Genomic DNA, 11,291 nt, shown 5'->3' with positions numbered 1-11,291 from the left:
TAATTAAGGACGTGAGGTAAACCTATGATTGTCCTAGGTGTGTTTTTCAATGTCTGTGTTAGATACTCTTAAATCCCTCATCGGTAGGGCAAATAAAGATATAGAAGAGAACTTATCTAAAGAAGCAGAGTCTGTTGAAGAAGCTGCTGATTCTATACAGACATCTTCAGAAGAGGAAATTGAAACCAAATCTGATTCTGAAACTATTTCTGAAGAAGAAGCTACTGACGTACCTATTGAAGAAGTAGCTGAAGCTGAAGAAGAAGTTGAAGCTGAAGAGGCTCCTGTTGAAGAAGAAGCTGTTGAAGAAGCAGTTGAAGAGGTTCCTGAAGAGGAAGTTTCTTTAGATAATGACGATAAACTTTCAGAAGATGAAGCTCCTGAAGAAGAAGCTTCACAAGAAAATGAAGAGAGCGATAATATGACTTTATTAAAAGAAAATGATATATATTCAATGGATGATATTGATAAAGAATTTACTCAAAAATTCGTTGATGCTGGAATTGAAACTGTAGACCACTGTTTCCAATGTGGTACCTGTGGTGGAGGATGTCCTTCTGGTAGAAGAACTCCTTACAGAGTAAGACAAATTGTAAGAAAATGTTTATTAGGACTCAGAGAAGAAGTAGTATCTGATCCTGCATTATGGATGTGTACCACCTGTTACACCTGTCAAGAAAGATGTCCTAGAAGTGTAAAAATCGTAGACATCATCAAAATGGCACGTAACGAAGCAGCTAAAGCTGGATACATGGCAGATGCTCACAAAGCAACTGGGTCCTATGTAATTAAATTCGGTCACGGTGTACCAATCAACGACAAAACCAAAGATTTAAGAAAAGCTATTGGACTTGACGAATTACCTCCAACTGTACATGCTTTCCCTGAAGCATTAGAAGAAGTACAAAAAATCTGTGCAGCATGTGAATTCGATAAATTAATCGGTTTCAACATGGAAAAAGGAGAATTAGAATAGATTTATTAAGGAGTTATTATTATGGAGATTGCATATTTCTTAGGTTGTATTATGAACAACCGTTACCCTGGTATCGAAAAAGCAACTAGAATCTTATTCGATAAATTAGACATTGAATTAAAAGACATGGAAGGAGCTTCTTGTTGTCCTGCACCTGGTGTATTCGGATCCTTCGACCAAACCACCTGGGCAGCTATTGCAGCACGTAACCTCGCTATTGCAGAAGAAATGGGTGCAGAAATCATGACCGAATGTAACGGTTGTTTTGGTTCCTTACGTGAATGTGACCACTTATTAAAAGAAAACCCAGCTAAAAAAGAAGAAATTAACGCTATTTTAGCTGAAACTACTGACAAACAATACAAAGGTGAAACTAAAGTAAGACACATGGCAGAAATTTTATACAACGACGTAGGTCTTGACAAATTATCTGAAATGTTCACTAAAGACTTAGGTATTAATGTAGCTGTACACTACGGATGCCACTTCTTAAAACCTACCGCAGAAGTAGGTATCGAAGAATCCGCAGAAAACCCAACCATCTTAGATGAATTAGTAGAAATCACTGGTGCTAAATCTGTACCTTACAAAAACAAAATGATGTGCTGTGGTGCAGGTGGAGGTTTAAGAGCTAGAGATATTGACGTAACCTTAAGTTACACCAAAGAAAAACTCGACGCTATGGCTGAAGCTGGTGTAGACGCTATTGTAGAAGTTTGTCCATTCTGTCACTTACAATTCGATGTAGGTCAAACTGAAGTAAACGCAAAATACGGAACTGACTTTGCATTCCCTGTAATGCACTTAGCTCAATTATACGGATTAGCTATGGGATTAAGCGCAGACGAATTAACTTTCGATGCACAATTAATCGATGCAGCTCCTGTATTAGAAAAATTAGCATAAGTAGATATTATTATTCTACTTATTATTTTCTTTTTTTTTAATCAATTTTTTTAGTTCGAATATTTAATAATTATTTAAACCGCTACTTTTGTTAATTTTAATTGCCCAATGATCTAAAAATTATTAGTATATTAGTAAACTGATTTAATAATATTGAATTATTATATTGTATAATAATTATTAGTATAATAATAAACTATATTAATTACTATAACTAAAAATATATTCATATAATTTAATAATATAAAAATTATATAAGATTTGGATAATAATTACACTAGTTTTCTGGTCTGATCACTGGTCTTACTAGATGATTTTAATAAATTAAGAATTTGGAGAAATAATATGTTTATTGCAATTTTAGGCGGAATATTTAAATTTAAAGACCTTCCTGAAGAATATGGTCCTTATGTACAATTTAAGGCAGCTATTGAAGGCAGAGATGAAATTGATGATAATGATGAAATCGCTATTTTAGATATCACTGGCACTGGCAGTCATCATGTTCTCTTTTTAGACAAATACAACAATCTTAATGAAATCAAAAGAGAGTTAAGAGAAGCAGACGCAAAAGTCAATGTCACTACCTTAAAAATATTGGAAGGACATTTATGAGTACATTGCCTATAGAACAATCCTGGTTGGTTATGGCTAACCTTTCTTCAGAATTGCACAAGAAAGGCATTCCAATTCCAAAGGAATTGAATAAGGATTTAGGGCTTGTCAAATCCCAAATTGGCTTTTACAAGAAAGACCCATCTCACCCAGATATGATCAATGAGATGGCTAAAGCTGACATGTCCTTAAATGAGATTCAAGGAGTATTGCTCTCTCTTGCAGAAAGTTATGACAAGGAATTTTATGAGGAATGGTTAGACAAGCTTCAAAGAGCAAATAGGGGAGAAGAAATCTTTAAGATTTCAGATACACAATCTAGATTCATTCAAAATGTTCCTCCAGGATTATCATATGCAAAGATTACTTTAAGAAATCCAATTGCAGAAGATAGAGTGCAGGAAATAGCTGAATATTATGGACTCATAATGGAATTTGACACTGATTCAACCATTGCATTGTATGGTGAAAAATCAAATATCCAATTGGCTTTAAAGGAAATGGCTCCATTTTTCGCTGAATAAACATAATGATAAAAAGATTTTTCTTTTTTCTAATCATTTTTGAATTATAATTACACAGTCAATTTTAATTGAATTTTAAAGTTTTAAGGTCGTTTTAAAATGAAAATTTTAGCAATTAGTGATGTGCACGGTAAAAAAAGTGAAGATTTAATCAATTACTTAAAACAAAATGATGATATTTCTTTAGTATTGATTGCTGGAGATATTACAGATTTCAGCATTACTGAATTTGAACCATTAAGTTTTGTAAAACCATTTATCGATGAAATAGTTGAAGAATGCAATGTGGATGTATTTGCAATTCCAGGTAACTGTGACCCTGCAGGTATCTGTAATGCCATTAAGGAAAGCGGTCCTGATGAAAGGCCTGCATTCTGTTTGCATGATCAATTGATAGCTTATGAAAATGTGGTTATCATGGGTTATGGGGGATCCAATCCTACTCCATTCAACACTCCTGGAGAAATCGATGATGACAAGATTTATCGCCATGTATATGAGCTTTTAGCTGAGTATGACTATATTGGAAACGATGAAGTTCCTAGAGTAACCATTTTGCTTACTCATGCACCTCCATATGACACTAAAGCAGATACCATTGAAAGCGGTGCTCATGTGGGAAGTCAAGGTGTTAAAAAGCCTATTCATGAATTCCAGCCTAACATAAACATCTGTGGTCATGTACACGAAGCATGCTCCATTGACATGATAGGTAACACCACTGTTGCAAACCCTGGAAGACTTGCAGAGGGACATGCAATTTTAATTGAAGTGGATGAAAATGCTATGTATACCATAGGAATAGTTTCATTATAATTGATTCAATCCCAAAGCTTTGGAGGTTAAAATATGTTAGAAAAGACTAAAGTTAAAGATTTAATGACAAAAGACGTTTTAACAGTTGATTGTGAAGAAGCAACTGTTTTCGCTTTTGAAAAGCTAATGAAACATAAGATAAGTGCAATGCCTGTTCTTAAGGATGGGAAAATGGTAGGTATCGTAACCGCTACCGATTTAGGTCATGATTTGATTTTAGACAATTATCAATATGGTACCAAAGTTAAATCCGCTATGGCGAGGGATGTTGCATGCGTATCCTCTGAAGATACCATTAAAGATGCAGTTTCTGTAATGTTTGATAAGGCTCCTGGAGACAGCATTATTAATCAATTGCCTGTTGTTGACGATGGCGAGCTTGTAGGTATCATATCTGATGGGGATATTATTAAAATATTAAAAGAATATTTATAATTTTTTTTATGATAATTTAATTTATTTTTATTCTATTTCTATTTATTTCCATTTTTCTTAATTTGTTTTATTTTTATTTTATTCTATTTTTTATCAATTTTATTTACTTATTTTTTATTTATTTTTAATATTTTTCATTATTTTTTCTTAAATTCCTTTTTTATCAAGTATTTTTTAAAATAGGTCCTTTAAATTAAACTATTTTTTCATTAATAAAGTTTATATAACATTACAATAATATATTATAATTGGCTAGACTGGAGGGTTAGGAGTCCTCTGTAAGCACAAATCTCCTTTGGTGCAGTCGAAATAGAGGAGGCGGCATTTGGATTCAATCATGGCCTGTGAAGCTAATGTCGAAGCCCCGTCCTGCAGGATCAATGGTGTCAAGGGTATTACTGGAGGGTAATATTTAATTGGCTTTATTGTGGGAACGTGTCAGGCCTGGAAAGGAGCAGCTCTACCGCTTACAGCTGATGCTTGTAGAACCGCGGGGTGGAGTTGGTTTTTCAGATAACCACGGCTGATGAAGGGTGTCCACTCCTTTATGTGCCACTTAAATGAGCTTTTTTTAATATCTTTCATCATTCCATATTTTTTCTAGTTTTTCAATGATTGTTTCATTAATTATTGTCCTATTGCATATGAACCTATTTATAGTTTTAATTAAATAATCTAATATGTAAATAAAGGATTGTTTTCATGGCGATTAAATCTAAAAGAATTTTCTATTTTGATGCTTTAAGGGCACTTGCAATAATTTCAGTCATACTGATACATGTCTACACTTTAACTAGAGGGTATGTTCTTTCAGGTTATGGTACCATTCCTTCATTTGAGTGGATCTACACTCAATTTATAGGAAACAGCTTTAGAATAGGTGTTGACTTGTTTTTAGTTTTATCTGGTGCTTTGTCACTTGGAAGAGTTTGGTCAATAAGGGCATTTCTGTCAAAAAGGTTGCCTAGGATAATATTACCATTCCTATTTTGGGGAATTGTATTGAGCATAATCCTAATTTCCCTATCATATTTCCTGAACTATCCTTATATCAAGTCTTTTGACTTAATGAGCATTTTAACATTTATTTACAATGCATTTATGGCAAAATCAATAGGATTTGCTCCATATTGGTTCTTTTGGATGATTCTTGGAACTTACTTGATCATGCCTATATTCAATAAATGGATTATCAATTCAGATTTAAAAGAATTGGAATACTTCCTTTCAATCTGGCTTTTAACATGTTTATTTACTTTCACTTTAAAGACAAATTTTCCAGTAAAGCTCATATACTTCTTCAGTCCAATTGGGCTTGTGGTTTTAGGCTATTACTTAAGGTATACTGAGAGAAAACTATTGAACAACCCTTATTTTGGAATACTTTTAATAGTTTTATCAAGCGTTTCAATGTTGGCATTCAGTTATTTGCTCTCAACTGACCATAGTTTTTATAATTTTGACAGATATTCATTTTTAACAGCTATTGAAGTTATTGGAGTATTCATTCTCTTTAAAAGCTTCAATAAATTTAATCTTGATTTCCTATCAAATGAAAAATCTTATCTATATAAATTATTTGTTGATAAGGAGAGCATATTTAAGAAATTCTCATTTACTTTAGCGAAGTACAGTTATGGAATTTACCTTATTCACACAGCAATACTTTCAATTTTGTATAGGTCTATCAGCATTAGTTACTTTAGTTATACAAGCTATTTCCTAACATTGTTTATTCTGGATGTGTTTATTTCAGTACTTGTGATGAGTGCCCTATCAAGGATTCCTCATGTCAAGGATTGGATTGGAGCAAAATGAATATGTTTAGATAATTTTGAAACGGATTTAAAAAGGTAAAATGCTCAATTCTTAAAAAGAAAAAGTTTATATAATAAGTAAATATAAAATAGTAATGTTGTATTTTATACACAAAGATTAAATAACTTTTTTTAATTTCTAGTCGGGATGGCCCAGCCTGGTACGGCGTCGGACTGCTAATCCGATGATCAATAGATCACCGGGGTTCAAATCCCCGTCCCGGCGCTTTTTTAAACTATTTTTATTTTTAACTTTTCTCATAGCTATTTATATGTTTTTTTTTAAAAAAATAAGAGTTTTAATCAATTATTATTCAGCTTAATAATCAATTAAAACTAAAGATTAAGATTTTATTGAGCCATCTAAAAGTTTATGGAACTGAATTGGCCACATAACTGATAATTTTTAGTGTTCCAATTTCGGATGTTGCCTAAAGTGTTTCTATGGCTTGTTGTATCCGCAACCACCCACTTTTTGTTTATATACATTTGGGCCCATATGTGACCGGAAACATATCCGTTGCTAAACTTACAATTGCCTCCTTTCACATACCTTGCAGGAATTCCTGAAGCTCTTGACAATGCAATCAATAAATGGCTTTGGTCAACGCAATTGCCTTTTTTTGTTTGAAGTGTCTTTACAGCCCCTCTTCGGGTGTTTCGATATTTTTTGTATTGGATATTGTCACGAACCCAATTGAATAACTTTTTGCCCTTTTCATAATCAGATTTGAGTTTGGAGGTCAATGTTTTTGCTAAATCCTGAATTTCCTTATTCTTCACCTGGCAGTTTTTACTGCTAGCTAAGCATTTCCTTAAGACTTCATTAATTGAATTCTTGTTTGAGCTCACTGTCTTGGAGGCAGTTTTTTTAACAGTTGATTTTGTTGCAGTTTTCTTTGCTGTTGCCTTTGTTGTATTTTTGGCGGAAACCTTAATGTTCACTGTTGATTTTCCATTTATATCCACATTGATTTTGCTGGTATTTAGCTTAACATTTGCTTCATCAGTTTTAGTTACATCCGCTTGATATTTGCTCGGATCTAACCTATCAAGGATATTATTCAAAATATTATGGATATTATTTAGAGTCCTTTCAACTAAACTGGCATTTTTTGAAGAGTCATCCTCTTTATTAGATGCCGTCTTTGTTGTAGTGTTCTTTGTTTTATTTGCATTGGTTTTTGCAATATTGCCTGTGGTTTTATTCACTGTTTTATTTGATGTTTGCTTTGATGTTTTTGAACTGGCATTGACAGCAGATTCGGATTTATTCTTATTTAATTTATCATTTATTTTATCTAAATCCAAATCATCAAGCCTTACGGTATTAGGTAGCCTACTGTTCTTATTGAAAAAATCTAAACATTTGCTGTATGAAAGAATCAATTGATTATAAGGGATATTTCCCTTTGATGATGAAACCCAATTCGGAGCTCTCCTGTTCTTTTCAATGAATTTTCTGGTTTTGCCTGCTATCTTGACATACTCTGTTTTATTCAAAGATCCCTTAACGGATTTGGAATTGCTGTTGTTGTATTTCTTCACCATATTCCTATTTATTTCAATCTTTGGATTGGAGTTGTTTTCAACAGCCTTTGTCATCAAATACAAATATTCTGTATTTGAATAATTCTTATTGCTTATTCTGACTTTTGGAAATTTCCCATTCTTTTCAACGTAGTTGATAAAGCTTGTTGATGTCTTTGCCAATGTCTTTTTGTTTACGGTTGTTTTATTTTCTTTTGTTGCAGATGCAGATGCTTTCTTTGATGCGCTTGTTGTTTTTTCATTGTCCGTACTTGTTGTTTTTTTATTTGCTGTGCTTGTTTTGACTTTTGTTGCAGTGCTTGACTTGACTGATGAAGAATCAGACTTAATGGTTTTTTCATCTAAATTATCAGCACTTATAGATTGAGCACTTATGCTGCTTATGCTAAAGAAGAGCACTACCAATAAAGCCAAAATAATCATTTTAGTTCTAATGCTAACACCTCATTTTTCTTTATTCTCCTCCTTTAATTTTTAAACTATCTTTAAAAAGTTATTTTTTATGATATTTTTTATTTAAAGATTAGTTAATTCTTATTTAGCTTTTTTAATTTAAATATATTTTCTAATTGTGATTTTGTGTAAAATCACAGTTTTATTTTTAAAATAAAGATTATATATTACTTATATGGTGATATAAATATTAAAATGAGATTATAAATTCCACTATGGTTCTTAAATTGATTTTATTTTGTAATTTCATATCAAAATTTAAGTTTCATCATAGTAAAATTTATTATATTCGTATAAACAAACTTTATATTGATTTTATAAAAACAAGTATTTTAAAAAGGACTAAAGCATGTTTAAGGAAAAGAACATAATTGTAAAAAATCCGCTAAAGGCAGATATACGTTTTGGACTGGTTTATCCAAACGTTTATAAGACTGCAATGAGTTCATTAGGATACCAGATTATTTATAATTATATCAATGAAAGGGAGGATACATACTCTGAAAGAATCATTTATCCTTCCACAAGAAGTTTGGAGACCAACAGTCCATTGGCTGACTTTGACATTGTTTCATTTTCACTTCAATATGAACAGGATTATTTCCATGTATTGGAGATGTTGAGGGAAGCGGACATTCCATTGAGAAGAGAGGATAGAACTTCAGATGATCCTTTAATCATTGCTGGAGGTCCTTGTGCAAGTGCTAATCCATTGCCCTTATCTGACTTTATAGACGTTTTTGTTGTTGGTGAAGCGGAAGCGGTTTTGTATGACTTTTTGGATTTGTACTCTTCGTTGAACCTATCTAAAAAAAGTAAAAAGACTAAAAGCAATAATAATGATGTGAGCATTGCTAATGATAAAATGGATTTGACTCCTTTTTTAGACATCGAAGGTTTATACATCTCTGAATTCAACAATGAAACAAACATAGTGCTTTCGGAGGATATGGATAGCATATATCATTTAACTTGTCCAATTGTAACTGAGACTGATGATAAGGATTTCATTCCCGCATTTTCCAATTCCATTCTATTGAATGTTTCAAGAGCATGCACAAGAGGATGCAGGTTCTGCATGTCCAGCTATATGTATAGGCCACTTAGAGAAACAGATCTGGAGGATTTATTTTCAATTGCAGAGGAAGCTAGAGCAAATACTGGATTGAATAAGATATCCTTGATTGGTGCTGCTGTATCAGATTACTCTAAAATAAATGAATTGACAGAAGGATTGAAGGAAAGGGGCTTTCAGGTATCCACCCCTTCAATGAGAATTGAGTCCATCACAAAGGAAACCTTGACTGCACTCAAGTCAAGTGGATTGAAGACCTTGACAATAGCGCCTGAATCAATTTATTCCCTAAGGCGCAGAATCAATAAGGACATCAAGGATGAAGAGGTTCTTAGAGTCATAAGTGATGCTGTTGAACTTGGTTTTAATATTAAATTGTATTTTTTAATCGGTTTGCCCTATGAGTCTGAAGACGATATTAAAGAACTTACAAGTATGATGAAGCAAATTGATTCTATGAAGTATGATATTGATTCAAATTCTACATCTTCAATTAAATTAAACGCCAATTCAATTAAATCAATGTCTACTTCATCATCAGAAAATGATAGCGTTTCAAGTGGGTCCAAATCTAAAAAATCCAAGAAAAAAGATAAAGGAATCAAGTCCAGAAAAAAACCTAAAGTTTCAATCAGCTTTAGTGTAAATCCTGTCATTCCAAAGCCACATACTCCTCTTCAATGGGAAACTTATGACATGAAGGAAATCAAGTCAAAGATAAAATATCTCAAGAAGACTCTTAAGGGTTTGGACATTAAGTTTGACAGCGCTAAAATGGGCCTTATACAATATGTATTGTCATGTGGAGACAAGGATATTGGAAACCTTATCGAAAGGTCTTTGAATGAGAAGATAAGCATTAGAGAGTGGGCTCAAAATGCTCCAAGTTATGATTTGGAAGATGAATTGCCTTGGGATTCAATCAATGTAAGTGTAAGCAAGGAGTTCTTGAAGTCAGAATATGAAAAAATTAAGACAGGTGAACAGACTCCATGGTGTGAAGATGGAATCTGTTACAATTGCGGTGCTTGCAATTAAATTAAAGTAAATTAAATATATAAAATATTAATTCAAATATATTAATGTATAAATTTATTATTTTTATAATAATCAATTTTTATAATCAATTTAAAATTTAATTTTAAATAATCAATTTCAAATTCGATTAAATTATTCTATTAATTGTTATTTTTATTAAAGGTGTTATTATGTTAAATTCTGCTAAAAGAGTTGAAACCATAGAATTGTCTCTAATTAGAAAGATGTTTGAAGTTACCAATCCTGATGCAGTCAATTTGGGAATCGGTGAACCTGACTTTGATGTTCCTCAAAACATCAAGGATGCAATGAAAAGAGCTATTGATGAGGGATACACCAAATACACTTCAAATAAAGGTTTGATTGAACTTAGGGAAGCTATTGTAGAAAAGCTTGCTAAAGACAACAATATAAAAACTGATGCTGAAAACGTTATAGTCACTTGCGGTGCAAGTGAATCATTATACACTGCTGCACAGGCTTTGTTTGAAAAAGGAGACAATGTGCTTGTTCCAAATCCTGGATTTTTATCATATTACACCTGTGTGCAATTGGCTGAAGCCAATGTTGTTGAAGTGACCACTCCTATGGAAAACGAGTTTAAGATGAAAGTGGATGATGTTCAGGAAAAGATAGACAAGAATACAAAAGGATTGATCATAAACTCCCCTTCAAATCCAACCGGTGCAGTGATGGATAAGGAGGATATCAAGGGAATTGCAGACTTGGCAACAGACCATGACTTTTACATTATTTCAGATGAAATCTATGAAAAGATTATTTATGGTACCAAAAACCACTCACCTGCAGAATACTGTGAAAATGTAGTTACAATCAACGGATTTTCCAAAACATATGCAATGACAGGCCTTAGAGTTGGCTATATGGTTGCAAATGATGAAGTGACTGAGAATTTGCTTAAGGTTCACCAGTACTGTACTGCAAATGCTCCTTCAGTTTCTCAAGTGGGAGCTATTGAAGCGCTTACAGGACCACAGGATTCAGTTAAAAAGATGGTTGCTGAATTCTCTAGAAGAAGAGACCTAATCGTTTCAAGCTTAAACGATATGGGATATGAAACAGTG

Annotated in this window: 10 protein-coding genes, 1 tRNA gene and 1 other RNA gene; 11 read left to right on the top strand and 1 reads right to left on the bottom strand. The window is 32.8% G+C overall.

The genetic code is table 11. From position 1 onward, the window contains the following. The first annotated feature begins 49 nt into the window (after positions 1–49). The 9 genes from hdrC to IJI80_RS04060 all read left to right on the top strand — a co-directional run bounded on the left by hdrC (position 50) and on the right by IJI80_RS04060 (position 6,315). Entirely contained in the window at positions 50–976 is a 927-nt protein-coding gene (gene hdrC / locus IJI80_RS04100; RefSeq protein WP_292787879.1) for a CoB--CoM heterodisulfide reductase subunit C, read from the top strand. Positions 977–997: 21 nt separating this feature from the next. Then, entirely contained in the window at positions 998–1,882 is an 885-nt protein-coding gene (hdrB, locus tag IJI80_RS04095) for a CoB--CoM heterodisulfide reductase subunit B (RefSeq protein WP_292787877.1), read from the top strand. Between the two features lie 345 nt (positions 1,883–2,227). Then, on the top strand, positions 2,228–2,497 hold the full coding sequence (locus tag IJI80_RS04090; protein ID WP_292787875.1) for a DUF749 domain-containing protein: 270 nt from the start codon (positions 2,228–2,230) through the stop codon (positions 2,495–2,497). Next, entirely contained in the window at positions 2,494–3,021 is a 528-nt protein-coding gene (locus IJI80_RS04085; RefSeq protein WP_292787874.1) for a DUF2096 domain-containing protein, read from the top strand. Before IJI80_RS04090 ends, IJI80_RS04085 begins: the two co-directional genes overlap by 4 nt. Before the next feature lie 99 nt (positions 3,022–3,120). After that, positions 3,121–3,837, top strand: coding sequence for a metallophosphoesterase (locus IJI80_RS04080; protein ID WP_292787872.1), 717 nt, complete (start codon positions 3,121–3,123; stop codon positions 3,835–3,837). A gap of 33 nt (positions 3,838–3,870) precedes the next feature. Then, positions 3,871–4,272 (top strand): CBS domain-containing protein, encoded by a 402-nt coding sequence (locus tag IJI80_RS04075; protein WP_292787871.1) that lies wholly within the window; start codon positions 3,871–3,873, stop codon positions 4,270–4,272. A 245-nt stretch (positions 4,273–4,517) separates the two neighbouring features. Further along, an RNA gene (gene ffs, locus IJI80_RS04070) (signal recognition particle sRNA) lies at positions 4,518–4,831 on the top strand. A 143-nt stretch (positions 4,832–4,974) separates the two neighbouring features. Beyond that, positions 4,975–6,090: an acyltransferase gene (locus tag IJI80_RS04065; protein WP_292787869.1), complete on the top strand. Its 1,116-nt coding sequence runs from the start codon at positions 4,975–4,977 to the stop codon at positions 6,088–6,090. A gap of 141 nt (positions 6,091–6,231) precedes the next feature. Further along, positions 6,232–6,315 (top strand) — tRNA-Ser (locus tag IJI80_RS04060). 137 nt (positions 6,316–6,452) lie between these two features. Here the strand turns inward: IJI80_RS04060 and IJI80_RS04055 are convergent. Continuing rightward, on the bottom strand, positions 6,453–8,063 hold the full coding sequence (locus tag IJI80_RS04055) for a transglutaminase domain-containing protein (RefSeq protein ID WP_292787867.1): 1,611 nt from the start codon (positions 8,061–8,063) through the stop codon (positions 6,453–6,455). 379 nt (positions 8,064–8,442) lie between these two features. Here IJI80_RS04055 and IJI80_RS04050 point away from each other — a divergent pair, with 379 nt between their 5' ends. Together IJI80_RS04050 and IJI80_RS04045 are read left to right on the top strand one after the other, a co-directional pair. Continuing rightward, positions 8,443–10,206 (top strand): radical SAM protein, encoded by a 1,764-nt coding sequence (locus IJI80_RS04050; RefSeq protein WP_292787866.1) that lies wholly within the window; start codon positions 8,443–8,445, stop codon positions 10,204–10,206. Positions 10,207–10,376: 170 nt separating this feature from the next. Further along, a partial coding sequence (locus tag IJI80_RS04045) for a pyridoxal phosphate-dependent aminotransferase (RefSeq protein WP_292787865.1) occupies positions 10,377–11,291 on the top strand: 915 nt, incomplete at its 3' end.

This window comes from Methanobrevibacter sp., assembly GCF_017432245.1.
In the GTDB taxonomy this organism is placed as follows: Archaea; Methanobacteriota; Methanobacteria; order Methanobacteriales; family Methanobacteriaceae; genus Methanobrevibacter.
Note: the sequence above shows the minus strand (reverse complement) of the source record. Positions and strands in the feature narration are given on the sequence as shown.